The sequence below is a fragment of the Kamptonema formosum PCC 10802 genome (assembly GCF_000332335.1).
Classification (GTDB): Bacteria; Cyanobacteriota; Cyanobacteriia; order Cyanobacteriales; family Oscillatoriaceae; genus Oscillatoria.
In genome coordinates, this window is record NZ_KB235948.1 from 3,246,231 (window position 1) to 3,268,743 (window position 22,513).

The following is a 22,513-nucleotide window of genomic DNA, read 5'->3' on the forward strand; positions in this document are numbered from 1 at the left end:
TTCCCCGCCGAAAGCCCCCCCGCTCCCCTGCTGCCGGTCTGGCCAGATTCATAAGCCCACCTTATCTTATTCCCCGATTTGATTTGAAGATTAAAACTTAAGGTTAAGAATTGTTCCCAAAAATATCGTTAAGATTTGTGAATAATAGGAGAAATTATCAGTTAGCGGACGGACTTGCGCCGTTTGAGGCACTTTGATAAAATAATGCCAATTTGGTATTCTCAGGGGCACCGTGTGGCCAAAAATAGTTAAAAGGAGATAATTTTGCCTTTTTGCAGCCTGAAATGCTCATTCCACCGTACAGTTTTTCTGCCCGGAGGCGAGAGGCGCGATTATTTCGCCAAGGTAGGAAATTTGGATTTTCGTTACAGAACTTAACATCAGCAAGGAGGCAGTTGACAGAGTAAAAATTTTGTGGTAAGCGTGTTATGCCGAGCGGCGAGAGGCGAGCGGGCTCTGCGACAAAAACGCCGCCAGAGAAACCATATCAGAAAGTAAAAGCGATGGCAGTAACGACACAGCAATTGATGCAGTGGAAATCTGGCCGCAAGACCTAATCTTAAATTAGGTATTCCTAGCCTTGAACATGAAATAGCTTGGGCTAAAGATGCTGGTTATCATCATGTGTATCTTGGCCCTGGCTATGAAAGATATAGCATTTATAAAAGTAAATTGCCTGGCTTTGAGTGGTGGACCGGCAGTGTGTGAAGCAGTGAGGTAGAACAGTATCGCTAGCTATGTGTTAGAGATAGCAAGATCAAACTGTGCGCGGATCTATACGATGTTTAAACAGTGCTTGCAGGTATTTTTCGGGCCAAGCCTGATAAAATCCTTTTTTAGCAAGCATGGCTGCCTTTTCATTTAAGTCACTAAGTTCCTGCACCAGTGCCAGTGCATAGGTACCCTGGTTTAGGCAGACACCATTAACAATGTCGGGAGTTTCGGGATGATCTTTAAGCACCAACAGATTTTTGGGCAATAGATAATCTAGATTGGCACGATTTAGCATTTCACTAAACACACTGTGCGGATACAGCTTGGGATCGTAGGCTATGACTACTACCCTTTTTGGTATACCCTTTTCGGCAAGCTCAATCAGATCGGACATTGGGTCAGTGCCAACTCTCACTTCAAAATCATTTTCTAATCGTGCTTTTCTTGCATAAGGACAAGGGGGGAAACGTCCAAAGGCAGGGTGTGGTACTTCTACAAAATCTCTAATCCATTTAAGCAGGTCTGCCGCAACTTGTTCGTAGGTGAGAATCATGGGAGTTTAGTTTTCTTAGTTATCTCAATATTCTCTTTGATAAAATCGGAAATCATTTGGCGTTCTTTATTACTGATTCATAAAATTTGAGCGCAGGTCATACCACGGCGCATGTACCCTACTAGACGAAGAGCATCGGTCCGAATGTTGTCTCTAAATTATCGCACGGAGTTGCGCCGTTTGAGGCAATTTGATAGAATAGTGCCAATTTGGTATTGTCAGGGGCACCGTGCGGCTAAATCAGGCGTTCCAGGCAGGAAGTGAGGGGTGTGGCAGGCTGAAGCCCTGATTGTGACGTACAATTCTTCTGGGAGGCGGGAGGGGGGCGAAATTATTTCGCCACTGGAGGAAATTCCAGTTTTCTTAACAGAACGTAACATCCGCAAAGCGGCACTTGACAGAGGGGGAATTTTGTGGTAAGGGTGTTATGCCGTGCGGAGAGAAGCGAGCGGGCTCTGCGACAAAAATGCCGCCAGAGAAACCATATCAGAAAGTAAAAGCGATGGCAGTAACGACGCAGCAATTGATGCAGTGGAAACAGCAAGGGCGCAAGATTGTAGCGCTGACGGCGTGGGATTGGACAATAGCGCAACTGCTGGACAGTGCCGGTGTGGATGTGATTTTGGTGGGGGACTCGCTGGCGATGGTGGCGCTGGGGATGGAGACGACGCTGCCGGTGACGGTGGAGGAGATGCTGCACCACGCCAAGGCGGTGCGGCGGGGAGTCAAGCAGGCGCTGGTGGTGGTGGATTTGCCGTTTTTGAGCTATCAAGAAAGCCCGCAGCAGGCGATGCGCTCAGCCGGCAGGGTGCTCAAGGAGACGGGGGCAATGGCGGTGAAGCTGGAGGGGGGATATCCGGCGATCGCAGAAACGGTGTACCGGCTGGTGCGCGCGGGGATACCGGTGCTGGGGCATGTGGGGCTGACGCCGCAGTCGGTGCACCTGCTGGGATACCGGCAGCAGGGGAAGACAAAAGAAGCCGGCGAGCGGATTTTTGCGGAGGCGGAGGCGCTACAGGATGCCGGTGCTTTTGGCGTGGTGCTCGAGCACATACCGGCGGATCTAGCGCGGCGAATTACCGAAAAATTAGCGATTCCCACGATTGGGATTGGCGCGGGACCTCACTGCGACGGTCAGGTGCTGGTGACGGCTGATTTGCTCGGGCTCTCGGAGCGCAAGCCGCCTTTTGTCAAGTCTTATGTTAATCTGCGGGAGACAATAGGGCAAGCGGTGCGGGAGTTTTGCTCTGAGGTGAGAGAGGGGGAATTTCCGCAAGGGAGCGAGTAGGGGGTTTTTGAGTGATTTTACTTGAATAATAAACCGCCAAGACGCTAAGAACGCCAAGAAGGAAGAGGATATAGGAAGAGGGATAGAACAATTCCCCTCGTTCCCCAGATCCTGGGAGCGCAACTCTGGAGGATCTGCCTCCTTTCGACCACGAGCAGGTTAAAAGGCTAACAGCTTATATATTTGTAGGGGCGGGTTCAGCCGAGATATTTGTGGCGCAGGGCAGGATATGAATAAACCGGCCCCTACGTCTCTGCGAACATGATATGAGAGTTTGTTGCGAGAGCCGGCTGAGCGCGAGGTTTCTCTGCCTCGATCTCAGCCTAAAGGCTCATGCCGGTTGGGGGTTCCAGCCGGCATGATGGGGAAAAGGAGGGAAAGAAACCGGCGACTGCTCGCACTTGCGAGGGGGCTGCCGGCATTTTACACCATGCAGGAACCCGAAGAGTTAAAGCCTGATTCTAATCGTGCCGGCTCGGAACCGTCTCGCCAGTTTTCCTGGTGGGGAAAGATAAGCGCTATTATAGCACTTTTAAACTTTATTTTGGTGCTGTTCAATCTCAGCTATATCCCTTTGCGGGACTTCTACCTGAGACAGGTTCCCAGTCTTGTCGCTGTCTCCGATCCCTACAAAGGAATTGAACCGCACCCTGTGACGGAAAAATACCTGAAGACGGTTGATGACTTGACGGTTGATCTGGCTCAAAATGGCTTGCGCTCGCCGGAGAGCGAGGGGTTGCTGTCGTCCCTGCGCAGCCAGAGCACTGCTATGCTTGAGGAAAACCCTTTCTTGCCGGCGTCTAAGTGGGGGGCGTTCGCCAAAATTCAGCAGCGGATGCGCCAGCATGTAGGAGCCTCTTCCGCGAAACAGGGGTTTGAGACGTTTTGGAGTGCGAACTATTTAGAGCGCCGGAGTTGGGATAAGGAAATTGCTTTTTTTTACCGGCAAATTCGGCCTTTAATTGCCACAAATTATTTCCGCAATGCCGGCGATTCTGGCGAGTTTATCGATGAGTTTTGGCGGATTGACCTCTGGTTTGCCGGCTTTTTTGGTATAGAGTTTATCGCGAGCACTTTTCTGTTCAGCCGGCGGCGTGCGGGGGTGAGCTGGACCGATGCCATGCTGCGGCGCTGGTATGACGCGCTTCTCGTCGTGCCGGTGTGGCGCTGGCTGCGGGTGATTCCGGTGACGGTGCGGCTGCACAAATCCGGCTTGGTGAATCTGGATCGCGTGCTGGCTGAAATCGCTCACGAGCCGGCTACTTATCTGGCAGATTTGGTGTCTAAGTTTGTGATAGTGAGGTTCATCAATCAAGCGCAAGATGCCATCAAACAGGGGGAGGCGGCGCGGCTGCTGCTGAACCCGCAAGCGTACATTGAAGTAAATGATGTTAATGAGGTGGAGACGATTGTTGACCGGCTGCTGCGCCTGACGATTTACAGAGTTTTGCCGCGCCTGCAGCCGAATATTAAAGCCCTGACGCACCACACGCTGGAAGGGGCGCTGAAACAATCTGAGTTTTATCAGAACATACGGCAGATTCCGGGGCTGGGGGAATTGCCCAAACAAGTTACGGAACAGCTCGCAAGTAATCTTTCTGAAGGCGCAGTTGATATGCTGTCTAGCTCCTACTCTGACACGCAAGGGCGGGCAATTGTAGATCGGCTGAGGCAGGATTTCAGCAAAGCGTTCGTCAGGGAGTTGCAGGATAAGGAAACGCTGTCTGAACTGCAGTCGCTGATGTCGGATTTGCTGGAAGAAGTGAAGTTGAATTATGTGATGCGAGCGACGGAAAGCGAGGCGCACGCTACAATGGAAGAAATCACTCAGCTGGACAAAGCCGCCGAGAGTGTCTCACCGGCAGCGGAAGGTGAGCCGGTGGATAATTCTGTCCCCGTGGCTTGATTTAAGAGGAGTATTCGGATATGCCGGGGGCGAAGCAAAAGGGAGAAAAATAGAGTGCGAAAAAAGGATGCCCCCTGACAGGGTCTTCGGATGGAAAGTCAACACCGGCAGTGAACTCAGATCGCAATTCCCGCCAGGAAATCGGTCAGGGGTGCAGCCCCCTAGCGCGGTACAGGTGGGGGCGCTGCCGGTGGCACCACAATCTATCTTAAGACAGATGCGGAAATTGTGTTTTAAGTTGTGAGACGACCGGCTGACTACTTAACAAGTATTTACACAACTCCTCTAGACAGGGGGAAAAAGTGTGGTTTAGATTTAGAGGCGTACTTAAAAAGTTGTTCTTAACTGATGGCCCAAGAAAAATAGGCGGAACAAAAAGGATTTTAAGGCGAACAGTTGCAGTCCGCTTTTAGCCATAAATCTGGCTAGCGGCGGGTCTGTACTGTTGAAACAAGTCACGAATATTGGGGGCGGGGCTTTGAGGGCGTGATAGCGTCTCCCCGACCCAGATATTAAATGACAAGTTGAGAGCATCCCTGGATCGAACACCACTCGCAGAATAGCACAAGCCGGCTTTCCGAAGAGGCTCCCTTTGTGCGAGAAGACTGCACGGTTATTTCAACCTGATATCAGACGGCAGTGGCAAATAGAGATGAGCCTTATCGGGCTCATCTTACCTAGGTTATAAAACATCCGCCGTCCTGAGCTTGCCCGAGCGATCGGGCAACTCAAACAACCTATAAAATCTCTGCACCGTTTTTCGAGGATTCCAATTATGACAAGGCTTCATTTCCCTCTGAAATACAGGATTGTCCTGCATCCTGCTAAAGATCGAGTGGTTCTTGCCACCGCCCCGTATGTTAAAGACGAACTTGTGTGTGTGGGGATGCCAGTGGGTGTCGCTCCGAAGCGAGACAAGTATTCTGTTCAAAAGGGAGATCAGTTACATGTATATTTAAATGAACCAGCGGAAGTGTTCTCCCACAGCTGCGACCCCAATCTCTATATAAAAGACAACGAGTTTGGCGGCTACAATTTTTACGCGGCCAGAAATATTGGGGTTGGGGAAGAACTGGCATGGCATTATGGCATGACTGAAGCCACAAGTTTCAATCATTTTCAGTGCTGTTGCGGCTCAAAAAACTGCCTTGAAAAAGCGCTCGGCTTTAAAGAGTTGACAGGACATTTGCAAGCCAAATTGTGCCGGTTAGGGGTCGCGAACTATTTGCAAGTGTGGCATGCGAGCCAAACTTACGACGCGCCAGAATCTGCTGAATCGGGTTATTGTAGAAAGGAGGCAGAGCCGACCTAGGCGCGTTCCCCGCCTGAGGCTGGGAACGAGGTAAAGTGTTTATAAAAAAAAACGTGGCTAAAAATCGGGGGTGGCCACGGGGGGGCTGCCGCTACAGGCCGTGTGCCATTACATATATAGGGGCGGGCTCCCTCGAGATGTAGAGACAGGGGCGGGCGGGTTCTATCATTGGATGTCTGCTTGCGCCGCCCCTACCCGCAAAAGAAAGCCGGTTTCTTGCGCCGGGGGAGGCTTAATATGTGCCGGTGGTGGTGCGCGAGCAGGACGGGCACAGAGGTGATGGAAATCGCTTGACTGGACAGTGAGAGGCGCTCCTGGCGCAACTGGAATACAAGGGGAATCTCTGCGGGTGCCGGTGAGGGTGGGAGTGGCCATTTTTAGGGATATAGCACTTGCCGGTGAGGACATTAGACATTGAGGGCAGGCAAAGCGCAGTCCCTGCGGATATCCCTCTTGAAAGCCGGCGGAGCTGACAGAGCCTCGTTCCCAGTATGAGCTGGGAACGAAGGGACAAAGGCAGCCCACCAGGGGTGAGGTTGGCCAAGCTGAAGCTGCCGGCAGTCCAATGGTTAGACACCCTTTGTTGCTCGCAGCTCCGGGAGGGTGAAGAGGGGAGCCCTTTTGAAGCGTCAAGCTCAAGACGGCAGCACGCTTAACAATATTTAACAATCTGCCCCTAGACAGATGCGAAAATTCTGCTTTAAAGTTATAAGCGTCGTTTAAAGGTTGTTTGTCCCACCATTGGCCAGAAAAAGAACCATTCTTAGAAGAAGCGTTACTGACGAACAGTTGCAGTCCGTTTTGGGCCATAATTTCGGCTAGCGGCTGTCTGCAATACCGAAAAAAATCACGAAGACTTGGGGCGAGGCTTTGAGGGCGTAACCCAAACCGAACCCAAACCGATCTGTATGAAGATTGGGGTCACGGCTTTTTAGGAAATAGACCGTGGCTGGGAGTCGTGGCGGGTAGAGGAATAGTGCTTGTTCCAAGCGCGTGCGTTAAAAGAATGGAGCGAACGCAATAATAGAGGGTGAAGAATTTGGAGACAGCGATAGAAGTATTGAAGCGCGGCTTGTACCCACTGGAAATCCCATTTTTAGGGGACAGTGTGATTTACTGGATGTACCTGGTGTCGGCGGGGTTCCTGGTGGCGCTTCTCTATATAGTGCAATCGGCCAAGTCGGAAAAGAAGACAAACTTCTTACAGTACATTTGGCCCAAAGAAGTGTACCTGCATCCTTCGACCGTTACAGGGTATAAATATTATTTTGTCTACACGCTGCTCCAAAGTTTTGTCGTACTTCCGGCGATAGTATCTTCAGACTATCTGGCCAATGGGGTGCGATCCGCACTGACACAGTTAACCGGCACAACCGCCCTATTTGCCGTCACAGAACCGCAATTCTGGCATCAGGCTGCCTTTACGGTTTTTATAGCGCTGGTAGAAGATTTTGGGATGTACTATTTCCACTATCTGGGCCACAAAATTCCTTTTCTGTGGGAATTCCATAAAGTGCACCATTCAGCGGAAGTCCTGACACCCCTGACTGTCTACCGCGCCCATCCGGTCGAGCTGTTTTTTGGGGCGACATTTTTTGCTGCAATCACCGGCATGGCAATGGGACTGTGGATGTATCTGTTCGGCAGTCAGATGTCGCTGCTACTGATTCAAGGAGTCAACGTCCTGACGTTCGCTTTTTATCTGGCTGGCTATAACTTGCGCCACTCTCATATCTGGCTGGCGTATCCTTCCTGGCTCAGCTATATTTTGATAAGTCCGGCTCAGCACCAGATTCATCACAGCATTGAGCCAAAGCACTATGACAAGAATTTTGCTTATATTTTTGCCTTCTGGGACTGGCTGTTCGGGACGCTGTATGTGCCGCAACAGTATGAAAAAATTAGTGTCGGGCTATTAGATGGAGAGAGCGAGCTGTATAAGAGTGTGAGCGATATCTTGCTGCAGCCCTTTAGGGCCATTGTCCAGGGCCTGCGCAAAACTGCCAGCGACAATCAGTAAGTAAAATCGGGGCAAAAATTTTTCTGAAGGGGTTGGAAGGATGAGGCGATATTCTGTGATAGAATGAATGATGATGCCATAGAATGAATGGGGGGGGAGACATCCCGCCGCGCTCGAAATATCACTGGGCAGGTTTGAGAGAGGGAGGGGGAGCCTCTAAATAGGCGTTCCCAGGCGGAGCCAGGGAACGAGGAAATAATAGAATGAATAGGTCGGGAAGACTGCCCGGGTATCAGGTCAGATTGAGAGCTTCATTGTTAGTTCAGTAGGAAGAGAGGCGAATGTTAATTTCCGATATCAAGGTTTTGGGTGGGGAAGAATCCCTAAAAGAAGGCAGCGTGCATCAATTGTTTGAGGAGCAAGTCAAGCGAACACCGGATGCAGTAGCGGCAGTGTTTGCAGACCGGCAAATCACATATCGGGAGCTTAATAAGCAAGCAAATAAGCTGGCCCATTACTTGCAAAAGTTGGGAGTAGGGCCAGAGGTGATGGTGGGAATTTGCCTGGAGCGCTCTTTAGATATGGTGGTGGGAATATTAGGTATTCTCAAAGCCGGTGGGGCTTATGTACCGCTAGATCCAGCCTACCCAAAAGAACGCCTAGCCTTCATGCTGGAGGACACCGGGCTATCAGTTCTTGTGACTGAGAAGCAATGGATGCAGGCGCTACCGGAATTTGAGGGAACGGCAGTCTGCCTGGATGAAGAGCGTCAAGACATTGCGCGAGAGAATCAAGAAAACCCCGCCAGTGGGGTAACACCGCAAAACCTGGCCTACATCATCTATACTTCAGGCTCCACCGGCAAACCTAAAGGGGTGCAGATGCCGCACGCAAGTGTGTGGCATTATATTCAAGAGATCGACAAAGTGTTGCGGGTAAATGACAGCGATGTTTATCTGCACATGGCCTCGTTTTCATTTACAGCTTCAGTGAGACAGCTGATTTTGCCTCTGTCCCAAGGAGCCACTTGTGCGATCGCTACCCGCGAACAAACGAGAACGCCCCTGAGTCTATTTGAGCTCATCCAAAAACAGGGGGTTACGGTTTCGGACGGCGTGCCCTCGGTGTGGCGCTATGGACTCATGGCGCTAGAAAGTATAGACAAAGGGCACAGCCTCAGCCAATCAAAATTGCGAATGATAGTATTTGGCGGGGAATTGCTGCCCTGTCAATTACTGCAAAAGCTGCGAACTATATTGAAAAATCAAGTGCGATTTTTCAATATATTAGGCCAGACAGAAACTATTGGCCACGGGTTTTATGCCGTTCCCGAAGACTTCAGCCAAGAACAGGGGAATGTCCCCGTTGGCTCTTGCCTGGAGCGGGCGCAGCAGGTGTACATACTCGACGCTAGCCTGCAGCCAGTGCCTGAGGGAGAATTGGGGGAAATACACGCTGCCGGTCTGACCTTGGCCCGTGGCTATCTCAACCGGCCTGAAGCGACCGCCGAGAAATTTGTATTAAATCCTTTTAACCCCCAACAGCGACTGTTCAAAACGGGGGATGTTGGCCGGTATTTACCGGATGGAAACCTAGAAATTGTTGGGCGGATAGACTTTCAGGTCAATATCCGGGGAATGCGAGTCGAACTGGGAGAAATAGAGTCAGCTTTGGGACTGCACCCCAGTGTGAGAGAGGCGGCGGTAACAGGGAGAGAGGATGTGCCGGGGGACAAGCGCATCGTCGCCTATATCGTTCCCAAACCAGCTTCAGAAGATAGCGCACCGGCAGTCGATCTGGCGGAATTGCGGAGCTTTCTGAATCAGAAGCTGCCCGATTACATGGTGCCAAGCGCCTTTGTGCTGATGGAAGCGCTTCCCTTGCTGCCCAATGGGAAGTTAAACCGGAACGCCTTACCGGCACCCGATGTATCTTCTTATCAGCGCAACTTTGTAGCGCCGCGCAGCCAAACAGAAAAAGAGATAGCTGCCATCTGGGCGGAAGTCTTAGGGCTGGAAAAAGTCGGCATTTATGACAACTTTTTGGAATTGGGCGGACACTCCCTGCTGGGAAGCTTAGTAATTTCTCGGCTGAATGAAGCGTTCAGTGTCCAGTTCCCCGTCACGGCTTTATTTGAGTCACCGACAGTAGCCGGTTTGAGCGACCGGCTGGAAACAGCTGTCCGCCAGAATCCGAGCCAGCAAATACCCGCTTTGCAACCGGTGGATCGTTCCGGGAAACTGCCCCTATCCTTGACCCAGCAGCGCCTTTGGTTTGTGGATCAACTGGAAGGCGCAAATGCGGCTTTTAATATTACCCGGGCGGTGCGTCTGGTTGGCCCGCTGAAGGTGGGTGTTCTGGAACAAGCGATCGGGGCAATTATTGAGCGCCACGAAACACTGCGCACCTCGTTTACGACCGTGCGTGGGGAGCCGGTGCAGGTTATCGCTTCTCCCCAGCCATTTGCATTACCTGTAGTGGACTTACAGGCATGGCTAGAAGTAGAGCGTTCCGCAGAAACGCTGCGATTAATTAAAGAAGAATACAGCCGGCCCTTTGACTTAGCGACAGGGCCTTTACTGAGAGTAACTCTGATTCGTTTAGATTCAGAGTCTCATGTCCTGACCGTCACTATGCACCACATTATCTCCGATGCTTGGTCAGCGGGGATATTCTTCAAAGATTTATCGGCGTTCTATGCGGCTATCGCCGAAGAAACAGCCCCTCAGCTAGCGGAACTGCCTGTCCAGTATGCAGATTTTTCGTACTGGCAGCGCCAGTATATCAGCAAAGAAGCAGTAGAAACTCAGCTGAATTACTGGAAAGAACAGTTAGCTGGGGCACCGCCCTTTACAGAACTGCCGGTGGACAGACCTCGCTCTTCCACGCAGGGCTTTGAAGGCAGTATCCACCGATTTGAGTTGAGATCTGAGTTAACTCAGGATCTGAAAGCGCTGAGCCAGAAGTCTGGCGCTACGCTGTATATGACTCTGCTGGCGGCGTTTGTCATTTTACTGTCCCGTTACAGCGGTCAGGAGGATATTGTTGTCGGCAGTCCGATAACAAACCGCAACCGCAGAGCTTTAGAATCGCTAATTGGGTTTTTTGTCAATACGCTGGTATTGCGCACCAAACTTCAGGGAAATCCGACGTTCTTGGAAGTCTTAGGGCGGGTGCGGCAGATAGCGCTTGACGGGTACGCTCATCAGGACGTGCCGTTCGATTTCCTGGTAGAAACTCTCCAGCCGGCACGGCACTCAAATCAGAGTCCCCTGTTTTCGGTGATGTTCGTTTTGCAGAACTCTCCCGTGGAACAGCTGGAACTGCCGGGGGTGAAAGCCATGCCGGTGGAATTAGACCGCCCGACTGCCGGTGCGACTTTTGATTTAACTCTGTCACTGCAAGAGACTGAGTTGGGATTGAGGGGAGCGTTTGAATATAACGCTCAGCTGTTTGATGCCACGACAGTCGAGAGGATGGTGCGGCATTTTCAAACTCTGGTGGGGGCGCTCGCAACTCATTCTGAGTCGCGGATTGCGCAGCTGCCGGTGTTAACCGCTGCCGAACAGCATCAGATTCTGGTGGGGTGGAATCAAACACAAACGGACTATCCTGCTCTCGAGTGCCTTCATCAGGTATTTGAACGCCATGTGCGGAACACGCCCGATGCCGTAGCCGTGGTGCTGGCTTCCGGGGAGAGTGCCGGTGCCGGTGAGGTTCAGAAACAGCTGACTTACCGGGAACTCAACGCACGAGCGAATCAATTCGCTCGCTATTTGCGGTCAGTGGGCGTCGCACCGGAAACGCTGGTGGGAATTTGTTTGGAGAAAACCCCCGATTTAATTGTGGCTCTGCTGGGAATTCTCAAAGCCGGCGGTGCCTATCTCCCTCTCGATCCGACCTATCCTTCTGAGCGGTTGGGGTTCATGGTGCAAGACGCTCAGGTGCCGGTGTTGGTGACGCAACAGCAGCTGCTGGGGAAAGTGCCGCAGACAGGCGCTCGGGTGATTTGTTTGGATGCGGACTGGCCTGTCATTGGCCAAGAGAGCCCGGAGAATTTGGAGTGCAGCACCACTGCAGAGAATTTGGTGTATGTGATGTACACTTCGGGGTCAACCGGCCTGCCCAAGGGCGTGATGATTCCCCATCGAGCGGTGATGCGATTAGTGGTCAGTACAGACTATGTGAGCTTGAGTCCCACAGATGTAATCGCCCAAGCTTCAAACACCTCCTTTGACGCTGCCACCTTTGAAATCTGGGGCGCATTGCTCAATGGTGCCAAACTGGTGATTTTTACGAAAGAAACAGTCCTCTCCCCGCGATATTTTGCGAGCAGCTTGCGCTCGCAGGGAATTACAACGCTGTTCGTCACCACGGCGCTGTTTAACCAAATTGTTCGGGAAGTGCCCTCTGCGTTTCAATCGCTGCGCTTCTTGCTGTTTGGGGGTGAGGCCGTTGACCAGCGCCGGGTGCTACAGGCGTTAGAGTCGGGCGCACCCCAGCAGTTATTGCACGTTTACGGGCCCACCGAAAACACAACCTTTTCCACCTGGTATCGCGTTGAGAAAGTGGAGCGAGGAGCCGCGACGATTCCGATTGGGAAAGCGATCGCCAACAGCCAAACTTATATTCTCGACCGGCACCTTCAACCCGTTCCTGTGGGTGTGGCGGGCGAACTCTATGTCGGGGGTGCCGGTTTAGCGCTGGGATATTTGAACCGGCCCGCGCTAACGGCTGAAAAATTTATTGCCAACCCGTTTGCCGGTGGGGAGCGTCACAGCGAGCGCCTGTACCGGACGGGGGATTTGGTCCGGTACTTACCGGATGGCAATATCGAATTTCTGGGACGGATTGACAGTCAAGTCAAGATTCGCGGCTTCCGCATCGAAACAGGTGAAATTGAAGCCCTACTGAGCCAGCACCCAAGTGTGAGAGAGACTGCGGTTATTGCCAGAGAAAACGCTGCGGGCGACAAGGAATTGGTGGCTTATGCTGTCCTGCGTCAGGAGCAAACACCCACAATTAGTGACTTGCGCAGCGTTCTGAAAAAGCAACTGCCCGACTACATGGTGCCAAGCGCTTTTGTGCTGCTGGAATCGCTGCCCCTAACTCCCAACGGCAAAGTAGATCGCCGCGCCCTACCGGCACCAGATATCTCCGCGAGGGAACGGGAAGATAACTTTGTCCTACCGACTACCCCTACTGAAGCGAAACTGGCTGCTATCTGGGCGGAAGTTTTGGGACTGCAACAGGCAGGCATTAACGACAACTTCTTTGCCTTAGGAGGACACTCTCTCCTGGCAACCTCTGTCATTTCTCGCATCCGGGACGCCTTTTCTATCGAACTGCCCCTGCGCCATCTCTTTGAAGCGCCCACCATCGCTTCTCTGGGTCAGGTGATAGAAACTGCACGGTCTGCTGAGTCACAAGAGCAATCTTCCAGCCGTGAGGCGTTTGACGCTTTAGTTCCTCTGGCACTGGGAGCCCGAGACACGCACATACCGCTGTCTTACGAACAGGAATATATATGGGAGCAGCAGCAGCTAAATCCTGACAGTACCGCCTACAACAGCCGTATTTCTTTACGTTTCACAGGAACTTTATCTCTGGAGGCGCTGGAAAAAAGCATCAATGAAATTATCCGCCGGCACGAAATTCTGCGGACTGTATTTCCTGTCATAGAAGGTCAGCCCGTGCAGTTCATCGCCCCAGAGCTGACCCTATCTTTAAAGGTAGTGGACTTACAGTACCTACCTCCTGCCGAGCGAGAAGCCTCAGCTCAAAAATTTGCTGCTCAAGAATTAAAGTGCCACTTTGACCTCGAAGCCGGGCCATTAATCAAGACAACCTTGCTGCGGTTGGCTCCAGAAAAGTATTGGCTGTTAATACCGGTGCACCATATCATCACGGATGGCTGGTCAACCGGCATCTTTCTCCAGGAGTTAAAAGCGCTTTACAGCGCTTTCTCAAATGGATTGCCTTCCAGTCTGCCCGAAGTGCCATTGCAGTACACCGACTTTGCGCTCTGGCAGCGAAAGCGTTTTAACGAAGAGGTGCTGAAAAAGCAGCTTGATTATTGGCTTCAAAAGCTGGCTGATATTCCTCAACCGCTTGATGCCCCCCCTGCCGAGCGGCTCGGCAATAGTACCAACAGCCGGCGCGCATCTGTCTATTCTGCAGTTTGGCCTGAGACTCTTGTGGCATCCATTGAAACTCTAAGCCGCTCTCGAGGAGCCACCCTCTTCACCATCATTATTACGGCTCTGAATATCCTGCTGTTCAAAGCTCGCGGAGAGCGCGAAATTATAGTGCTGGCAACAATTGGCAATCGCAGCATGCCCGAACTCGAACCAATGCTGGGTTGCTTTATCAACGACGTGATTTTGCGCTCTGAAGTAGACGGCTCTCAAACCGGACTCGCTCTTTTAGAGCAGGTTAAACAAACTGTCAGTGAAGCTATCCACAATAAGGAGGTGCCTTTACAAAAAGTCCTTGAAGCTGTCAAAAGCAAAAGAGAACTGACTGTCTCGGCAAGCGTTACTTTGGAGCCCGCAGTACATGGCTCTGACCGGCTGCCAGAGTGGGAATTTGCACCTGTTCCGCCTAAAGGGGTACTTTGGGATGAGGCAACCTCTCTGGAGATTTACGTTTCTTTCCCCGCAGTAAATTCTAAAGCAGCTAACATTAAGGTCTATTACAGCACAGATTTGTTTGCAGAGGAAACGATCGCTCGTCTGTTTTACGGCTGCCAGAAAATTCTGCAAAAGCTCGTTGAATTTCCCGAAACAAAGGTTGATGACTTTGAGTGGCCTGAGTTAAAAGCTGAATGGCCCTAGCCTTAGGGCGAAAAATTGCTGTCAGCAGTCGGTAGCAGTCGGTAGCAGGTAGTGGGCAGTGATTTTTATTCCTGCCCACTCCCCGCCAAAATAAGGCGATAGAGACAGTGGGCGTGCGGAATGCGCCCTCGATGTCAATAACCTGTCGCTCACTGTAAATACGAGCGTAAACCTGAGATCGACAAGACCGATATCCAGAAAAATCAGGTTTGCAGCCTTCGGGTGAGTTCGATAGAATAAGGCGTATAATATGACATCGAACTGACAGAGATATTTATCATTGCTAGCATGGGGACTTTTATCTTTATCTGGTTTGGTCAGGTACTCTCTCTCGTTGGTTCCAGCTTGACCAACTTTGCTCTCAGTATCTGGCTCTACCAGCGCAGCAACTCAACCACGCAGTTCGCTCTGCTCATCCTGTCCACGACCTTGCCCGCTATCCTCGTCTCCCCAGTCGCAGGCGTCTTTGTAGATCGCTGGAGTCGTCGCTGGACTATGATTCTCAGTGACTTCTGCGCCGGTCTGTGTACCTTGTGCATTGCCGGACTATTTGTTACCGGCAAACTAGAAGTCTGGAACCTCTGCCTGCTCACTGCTCTTAGCTCCAGCTTCAGTACCTTTCAGGGGCTTGCCTACAGCGCCGGCACTACATTAATGGTGCCGAAGGAACAGCTGGGTCGTGCCAGCGGCATGGTGCAAAGTGGGACCGCAGTGGCTGGAATCGTCTCACCATTACTGGCAACTGCACTGCTAGCAACCATCCAATTACAGGGAATTATCCTGCTCGATTTTGCCACGCTGTGCTTTGCGCTTCTCTGTCTGCTACTGGTTCAATTTACCGAAGTTAAGACCGAAGAAGCTCAGGAGGAGAAAGTGGGCTCTCTCCTTGAAGATGCCGTCTTTGGATGGAATTACTTCATGGAGCGCCCCGGTTTAGTGGGGCTGCTGGTGTTCATTGCCAGCGGCAACTTCCTCGTCGGTTTAGCTGAAGCTCTAACTGCCCCCCTAGTGCTCTCCTTCGCTTCACTGACAGCTCTTGCCACAATCTCCTCTATCGATAGCATAGGAATGTTACTCGGCAGTCTCGCAATGAGCTTCTGGGGAGGACTGAAGCGCCAGATAGCCACCGTATTTATCGCCATGTTGCTTGTCGGTTTATCCTGTCTAGTTTCTGGCTTGCGCGCTTCAGCAGTTCTGTTCAGCATCTCGGATTTCTGTCTGTTTTTCCTCATCCCCATCATCAATGGTTCCATCCAAGTAATTTACCAAAAGAAGGTCGCACCGGAGGTACAGGGAAGGGTATTCTCCTTCCGGAGAACCATTGCTCAAAGCTCCCTCCCGCTTGCTTATCTTGCTGCAGGACCGCTCGCCGACCGGGTTTTTGAACCGCTGATGGCCTCTGGCGGTTCCTTGGCGGATAGCATTGGACAAATTATTGGTTTTGGTCGGGGTCGCGGGATGGCGTTGATGTTTATTATTGCGGGAATCTTTACTCTCTTGCTAACCTTTATTGCCTACTTGTATGCCCCTCTGCGGCAAGTGGAAGACGATCTGCCCGATACAGTTCCCGACGCCCCCGCACTGGACACCTCACTCAACAGTCCAGATAGCGCTTCCATCTCTCCCCTGTGATCTCACCTCTCTCGTGCGGGGACGCGATTTATCGCGTTTCGGTTTATCGCGTCTCGATACATCGCGTCTCCCTATCCCGGATTCACGCGGATAGCGCTTCTCAGTTTGACGAGATACAGCTATAGCGGATCTCAATTGTATGAAGTGGGTCTTAGAAACCCGGTTTCTTTAAGAAACCGGGTTTCTCTGTAAAAGCTATATATAAAACTGCACCCAGGGGAGATATAATACATTGCTGAGAGACGCCGTGCCGGTGAGACATGCTACGATGGGGAATGGCTGATGGCGGCTGTCCGTCCGAAAGCCTCAAAATAATACGCCCCAAGTCACGACAAGGTTGAATCATCCCTCTTTAGTGCCGGTCAATAAACGGTTTCTCAGACTTCTTGACCGGCGCTACAGGATGGTGCGGTTCATTAATCGCAATTACGCTTCGGGCGAAGGAGATTCGCTGACTGTGATTGCGCCAAGCACCGCAGTTTGTTTTTTGGCCTCCGCTTGACTCGATTGAGCCAGATAAATGCCACTTAACACCACGGCAAACATCACCCAGTCAAACAAACTGACTTTTTCCGAGAAAATAAACCAAGCAAAGATAGAAGCAATAACCGGCTCCAGAAGAAGCGTGACGGCGACAATTCTTGACGGCAGTCTGCTGAGGCTGTAAGCCAAAAGTCCCTGACCAAAAACTTGGCAGAACAGCGCTTGGAAAATGATGAAAAACCACCCCATCCAGGTATAGGGCAACAATCGGTTTTCGATAAGCGGGAGCAGGGGCAACAGAATCACCGTTGTAGCGCCGCAGCGCCACAGCATAATAGTTGCGGTGCTAAATCGGGTTTGCAGTCGCTCTACCAGCATCAGATAAGTGCCAAAAAAAATGGCAGTGGTTAATGCCAGCAAGTTACCTTGTATTTGGTCAGGAGAAAATTCCACCCGGTCGAGTTCAAAAGCGATCGCTCCCCCCACCGCCATGACCATACCAATCAGGAATCTTTTATCTAAGCGCAAGCCAAATAACAAAAAACTGGCAATCCCGACGAATAAGGGACTCAAATTAGAAAGGAGCGCCACATTGGCCACGCTGACTTTAGTCAGGGACCACGCCCACATGAGGAAATAGGTAGTAGCCGCAGTTCCCATAGCCGCCAATAGGGCTATTTCAGATTTGCTAAAAGGCTTCTTCACTACAGTTAGATCCTCGGAATTGTCACGGCGGAAAGCCTCGATTCCGCTCAGCAGACCAAAAACGACTGTGGCAATCCAAGCGCGGTGAAATGCTACCGCATTTGCCCCGATTTCGCGCTCGCACAGTTTGGTCAGAGATGGGGCTAGAGATATGGGAATCAAGGCCACAAATAACGAGAGAAGTCCGAGCAAATTTGGTGAGACTATCTCCTGTTCCTGTAGCAATGGTGAGACTATCTCCTGTTCCTGTAGCAATTCCTGTTTTGTCATCATACTTGCGTTCCAAAGGGTTTGCCTAGTAGGGTGCGCTCCACTGAAACGCACCTAAAGCATAATACTATAACCTGGCGACCACATTAATGTATCGTCGGTAACAAATAATCCGATACTGGCAGCTCGTACCATGTCCCCGGGCATGATTTAAAATGGCTAAGCATAAGGGCAGAGGCGGGGCGTGGTTTTCCGCAGCCTCGCCTCAGCAACAGCTGTCTTCAACCAGTTCCACAAGCATCTATTATTCCCCTCTTCCCCGAACAGCAGCTGCCACCCCGCGCCCCACCAGAAAAAATCTGAATTTCCTGTTTCACATAAATCTGCATTAATTTTTCGGGAGAGCGGATTCCCCCCTCACTCACATCCGGATGGCACCGCTAAATTGGAACCCTCCCTGTCTACCGGCTTGTGTTGACCTCACTCGGTTGAGCTGGCAGTGAGGGACGCCGGAACAGATACACGACAAGACCGATTAAAGGGACGAGACGGACTGTCCAAAGCGCGGTCGCGTCGCGCCAATTGCGGCGAGCCATGTCATCTGCTACGAGCCATGACTGGAATATCCAGAAAACGATAATGTCTATAAAAAACGAGTGCGCCAGCCGGTCGGTAGAGAGCAATTCTAACAGCGCTTCCCAACGCGCTCTCAAGTCGCCAAATTCTGGACGCGCCCATGTCGCCCAAGCGACTGAAGCCGCAACTGCGCCGGTTAAAACCAGGGGAAACACTCGACTTTCTGCTATCTTTTCTAAAAAGGTGAGGGAACCTTTGGGGGTGTGGGGATTGGGTTGGCGCAACGCCAGCCAGGGGAGATAGAATACATTGGTGAGAAACGCGGTGCCAATCATAAATGCTATAATGGGAAATCGCTGCTGGCGACCGTCACTGAGAAACCCCCAAAATAACAAGCCCCAAGTCACGACAAGGTTGAATAATCCTTCCAGTGCTGGGTTGAGCGCCGGTGCGGAGGTGGGGAACACAGCTGGGAGCACAAACCAGAAATTCAGGCTCAAGTTTAGCGCCTCTCGCAAGGTTTCCGGTTGGGTGTGCAGCAGTGACTCTCCGGGGGCGAAGTCACTCAGCAACAGGTATCCCACATAAACCGCCCATGCGCCCCACAGGAATATTCTGGATGCTGTCGCTGCTGTATCTTCTTGGAATAGGTTTGGGATTTTGCCGGCAGCATTTTTGATTAGACTGATCATGATTTGATTGACACTTCGCTGGAGGTGAATTTCATGCCGGTGCGATAGGTTCCGCACCGGCACGTTTTCGCGTTTCAGAATATCTGTGGCTCATCATATCACACTCCCTGACACTATTTTTCCTGGTGGGCGGAGAAAGGGGCGGGTTTATTCATATTATTCGCTGGGAGAAACCCGTATCTTTAAGAATACGGATTTATAGCCACCAGAACACTTCCCACCTGCCATCTATTACTCAGCTATATCCAGCAGAGACAGCTGCACCTCCCCTCCACTGACAGCATAGCCATTTTTGGTTTTCACCACCCTCCCCTCAGCCACAGCTTTCTTCAACCAATCCTGCATCTGCGCCAGTCGCACATCCAGACATTCTGCCAGAGACTTGGCATCCTTGGGTTGCTGCAACTTTTCCAGAATAAATGGCAAAACAGCTTCATAGATGTCTTTTGGGGAAGACTGACTTCCCTGACGCGGCGCTGTTTCCTCCCTCGGAGATTCAGCTCCCCCAGTTTCGCTAACATTAATTGCCGGCACTTCCGCATCATGTGCCGGCGGTTCAGCAGTTGCTGTATGCCGAAGATGCTGCATTAAATCGTTCCCGAAATTTTCAGGAAAAGGCTTCGCTCCTTTCCCGATCAGCTGGCGGTTGCCTTCAGGAACAGTTGCGGAATTGCGGACAAAAACTGGAACCTCCTTTATATGTTCCAGCGCTTCCAAAGCACCCGCCCAAGTGCCCCCCTTACCAAACGAGGAACTAACCACTAGCGCCGCATCCGCTAAACCATAAATATACTTGTTGCGTCCCATTGCATTGCCGGTATTGAAACCGGCATCGGGATCGTAAGGAGAAATTAGAACCAGCCTGCCTTCCCGGATCGCCGAACGATATTTTCCAGAAACAGATACCTTAGTTAAGCTGTCAGCAAGCACCCCCACAGCCTTTCCACCGGCATCCATTACCCCCAGTATCGCGGCTTCATCCACTCCACGGGCGCACCCGGAAATGACCTGAATTCCCTGTTCCCCACAGCTTTGCGCTACTTTTTGGGTATAGCTGATTTCTTCCCCCTCCACATCGCGAGATCCCACCACCGCCAGCCCTCCCCCAGAAAGCAATTCTGGGTTGCCGGCACCGTAAAGAATTGCCGGGGCTGAATGCTTGAGTTTCTGCTTGAGACGCTTAGGATATGAGGCGTCGCTGCGTCCCAATACCCACAGTCCTTTATTCGTCCACTTTTCAACCGCAAGCGCTAGCATTCCCCCCCGTTCCAGCAATGCTGCAAGCCGCTGAGGGTTTAACTTTACGCCGGTCATTTCCTGCAATCGCTGTTTGCCGGCACTTGTCAGCAAATCCGCCGGTCGCATCTGATTTTCCTTTAGCCAGCCGGCTAAATCGTTATACTCGCGCAGCCTTAAAGGTTCTGGTTCGGTTTGCCTGGACTGACCAAAACTGGCACATAACAGCAGAATCGCCTGGGTATCAGGCATCAGAACGTGATTTAACATCTCTTTTCTACTCCCCGCCTAACGAATTGAGTGCTAGTGCCAGTGGGAAAACCTCACCGCTGCCAGCCTGTCGGAGGAGGGCAGCGATTACGGTAAAAGTCCAGCGAGAGTCCACCATATCATCCACCAAAAAAACTGGCCCGCTGATTCCTGGCCAAGGGTTAACTGCAAAGGCCCCATCTAAATTGTGAGCTTGCTGGTAGCTGTTGCTCATGGTTTTTTGCGGCTGAGTCTCGCGGATCTTCCGCACCGCTGGCACAAAGTGAAGACCTAATATTTGAGCTAATCGTTGGGCAAAATTCGGCACAAGTTCTGGCTGGTTCAAAGAGGGAACGCAAGTCACCCACGTTGGCAGCGGGTTGGGCTTCCATCGCTGAATCATCTCGAAGGCACCCTGAACTAGCCTATCATCAAAGCAGCTTTCCCCATATTTGCCCAGCCTCACTAGCTCTCCCCAACCGGCATCCCCCCACAAAGACATCGCCCGTCCTTCTTCCCACCGCAAGTTACTAGCAATATTCCCCTTCCAACTATATACTGAAAAAGCATTTGCCGGCCACTGCTTGCGCGGTTCAAGTCCCTGGTCGCTGCGGCGCAGAAATCGAACTGCCCGGTTGACAAATTCCATCGAATATGCTTCCGGAAGCAGAGGTTTGCCCAGGCAAACAGCGCATTTGCCGCAAGCCGTTGGATTGGGGTCATCTAACTCTCGCGCCAGGAACAGCATCAGGCACTCCTGACTCTGCATGTATTCTACCATGCGCTCTTGTTCTTGGCGGCGGATTTGAGTCAGCCGCTCGATTCTCTCGGTGTCAGGCTGGTAAGATACAGGAGTCGCATACCACTTCGACCCCTGTTTGGTGACGGGTGCTGGAGACTCCAGCGACAGCAACTTCAAAACTTTTTCGATTTGCCCTCTAGAAAGATTCAACTGCTGCTCCAGCACCGGCACAGAAAGCCCGTCCTCAGCTTGGTTCAAAGCGCTTAAAACCTGCTGCGTGTGCGCTTGCGGCGGGAACGCCGTTTTGATAAAATAATTGGCGATCTCATCATCCTCCTCCCCGCTCAATAGAATCCCGTAAGCTCGCTCAACTGCTCTGCCGGCTCGCCCCACCTGCTGGTAGTAGTGAACAGCAGAACCCGGACGCTGGTAGTGAATGACAAAACCCAAATCTGGTTTGTCAAAACCCATCCCCAGGGCGGTAGTAGCCACCAGCGCCTTAACCTGATTGTTCAGCAGTCTCTCTTCTAATTCTAACCGAAACTCTCCATCTTTTTCACTGTGATAAGCTTCCGCATCAATTCCCTGAGACTGCAACCATCTGGCGACTCTTTCCGCATCTCGAACCGTGAGAGTGTAAATAATCCCACTTCCGGATATAGCAGGTAAATATTGAGCTAGCCAAGCTAAGCGAGCTGCTGGACTCGGCAAGTGAATATTTTGCAGGCGCAGGCTTTCTCGCGCCAAAGCCCCTCTGGAAACGCTCAGGTTTGACCCCAGCTGGGAGATAATGTCGCTGACGACGCGGTTATTGGCGGTAGCGGTTGTAGCTAAGACGGGAATATTCTGGGGGAGCGCTTGTAAAATGCGGACAATGCGCCGGTAGTCTGGTCGAAAATCGTGCCCCCAGTCAGAGATGCAGTGAGCTTCATCGACCACAAATAGCCCGATTCTTCCGGCTAGAGGGAGCAAAACCCGTTCCCGAAATTCCTCATTTGCCAGTCTTTCCGGAGAAATCAGCAGGATATCTACCTCGCCAGCCAGCAACTGCCTCCGCACCGGCTCCCATTCTTCTAGATTGCTAGAATTAATAGTAGCGGCTCGCACCCCAATTCGCTGAGCCGCTGCAATTTGGTTGCGCATCAGAGCGAGCAGGGGTGAAATCAGCAGAGTCGTGCCGGCACCAAAATCCCGCAGCAGGCGAGTCGCTAAAAAATAGACAAAACTTTTACCCCAGCCAGTGCGCTGAACCACAAGGAGACGCTCTTGCTCAGAGAGCAAAACGTCAATCGCTTCCCACTGACCGGCGCGAAATTCAGCAGTTGGGTTATTCAGCGCTTGTCGCAGGAGAGACAGCGCCTTCTGTTTGAGTGCGGTTGTCAAATTGCCTTACCTCGCTCAGCACCCCAGCACTTCCAG

The 22,513-nt window shown here is 51.7% G+C and carries 13 protein-coding genes; 7 read left to right on the plus strand and 6 right to left on the minus strand.

All coding sequences use genetic code 11. The features are described from left to right. Positions 1-757: 757 nt before the first annotated feature. Positions 758-1,267 (minus strand): hypothetical protein, encoded by a 510-nt coding sequence (locus OSC10802_RS0113905; protein ID WP_155967725.1) that lies wholly within the window; start codon positions 1,265-1,267, stop codon positions 758-760. 267 nt (positions 1,268-1,534) lie between these two features. Between OSC10802_RS0113905 and OSC10802_RS49775 the strand changes: the two genes are divergently transcribed. From OSC10802_RS49775 to OSC10802_RS44355, 4 genes are all read left to right on the plus strand, one after another. Next, positions 1,535-1,687 carry a hypothetical protein gene (locus tag OSC10802_RS49775; RefSeq protein WP_017717375.1) on the plus strand — a complete coding sequence of 51 codons (153 nt, stop codon included), beginning with the start codon at positions 1,535-1,537 and terminating at the stop codon, positions 1,685-1,687. Between the two features lie 82 nt (positions 1,688-1,769). Continuing rightward, positions 1,770-2,555 carry a 3-methyl-2-oxobutanoate hydroxymethyltransferase gene (gene panB, locus OSC10802_RS0113915; RefSeq protein WP_026098462.1) on the plus strand — a complete coding sequence of 262 codons (786 nt, stop codon included), beginning with the start codon at positions 1,770-1,772 and terminating at the stop codon, positions 2,553-2,555. A 274-nt stretch (positions 2,556-2,829) separates the two neighbouring features. Next, on the plus strand, positions 2,830-4,461 hold the full coding sequence (locus OSC10802_RS0113920) for a hypothetical protein (RefSeq protein ID WP_198525117.1): 1,632 nt from the start codon (positions 2,830-2,832) through the stop codon (positions 4,459-4,461). An 835-nt stretch (positions 4,462-5,296) separates the two neighbouring features. After that, a complete protein-coding gene (locus tag OSC10802_RS44355) occupies positions 5,297-5,773 on the plus strand; it encodes an SET domain-containing protein-lysine N-methyltransferase (protein WP_052334308.1) in 477 nt (158 codons plus the stop codon). 165 nt (positions 5,774-5,938) lie between these two features. Here the strand turns inward: OSC10802_RS44355 and OSC10802_RS49780 are convergent, their stop codons facing one another. Continuing rightward, positions 5,939-6,583 carry a hypothetical protein gene (locus OSC10802_RS49780; RefSeq protein ID WP_155967728.1) on the minus strand — a complete coding sequence of 215 codons (645 nt, stop codon included), beginning with the start codon at positions 6,581-6,583 and terminating at the stop codon, positions 5,939-5,941. Between the two features lie 220 nt (positions 6,584-6,803). Here OSC10802_RS49780 and OSC10802_RS0113930 point away from each other — a divergent pair, with 220 nt between their 5' ends. The 3 genes from OSC10802_RS0113930 to OSC10802_RS40115 all read left to right on the plus strand — a co-directional run bounded on the left by OSC10802_RS0113930 (position 6,804) and on the right by OSC10802_RS40115 (position 16,201). Beyond that, positions 6,804-7,793: a sterol desaturase family protein gene (locus OSC10802_RS0113930; RefSeq protein WP_017717379.1), complete on the plus strand. Its 990-nt coding sequence runs from the start codon at positions 6,804-6,806 to the stop codon at positions 7,791-7,793. 281 nt (positions 7,794-8,074) lie between these two features. After that, the gene (locus OSC10802_RS0113935) at positions 8,075-14,569 is read left to right on the plus strand and encodes a non-ribosomal peptide synthetase (protein ID WP_017717380.1); all 6,495 of its coding nucleotides are present in this window, start codon (positions 8,075-8,077) and stop codon (positions 14,567-14,569) included. A 288-nt stretch (positions 14,570-14,857) separates the two neighbouring features. Further along, positions 14,858-16,201 (plus strand): MFS transporter, encoded by a 1,344-nt coding sequence (locus tag OSC10802_RS40115; RefSeq protein ID WP_017717381.1) that lies wholly within the window; start codon positions 14,858-14,860, stop codon positions 16,199-16,201. Positions 16,202-16,627: 426 nt separating this feature from the next. Here OSC10802_RS40115 and OSC10802_RS0113945 read toward each other — a convergent pair whose 3' ends face one another. The 4 genes from OSC10802_RS0113945 to OSC10802_RS0113960 form a co-directional block, all read right to left on the minus strand. Further along, the gene (locus OSC10802_RS0113945; protein ID WP_232731676.1) at positions 16,628-17,662 is read right to left on the minus strand and encodes a DMT family transporter; all 1,035 of its coding nucleotides are present in this window, start codon (positions 17,660-17,662) and stop codon (positions 16,628-16,630) included. A 398-nt stretch (positions 17,663-18,060) separates the two neighbouring features. After that, a complete protein-coding gene (locus OSC10802_RS0113950; RefSeq protein WP_017717383.1) occupies positions 18,061-18,867 on the minus strand; it encodes a hypothetical protein in 807 nt (268 codons plus the stop codon). Positions 18,868-19,098: 231 nt separating this feature from the next. Then, positions 19,099-20,373, minus strand: coding sequence for a DNA-processing protein DprA (locus tag OSC10802_RS0113955; protein WP_017717384.1), 1,275 nt, complete (start codon positions 20,371-20,373; stop codon positions 19,099-19,101). 7 nt (positions 20,374-20,380) lie between these two features. Beyond that, positions 20,381-22,477 (minus strand): RecQ family ATP-dependent DNA helicase, encoded by a 2,097-nt coding sequence (locus tag OSC10802_RS0113960; RefSeq protein ID WP_017717385.1) that lies wholly within the window; start codon positions 22,475-22,477, stop codon positions 20,381-20,383. Positions 22,478-22,513: the final 36 nt, after the last annotated feature.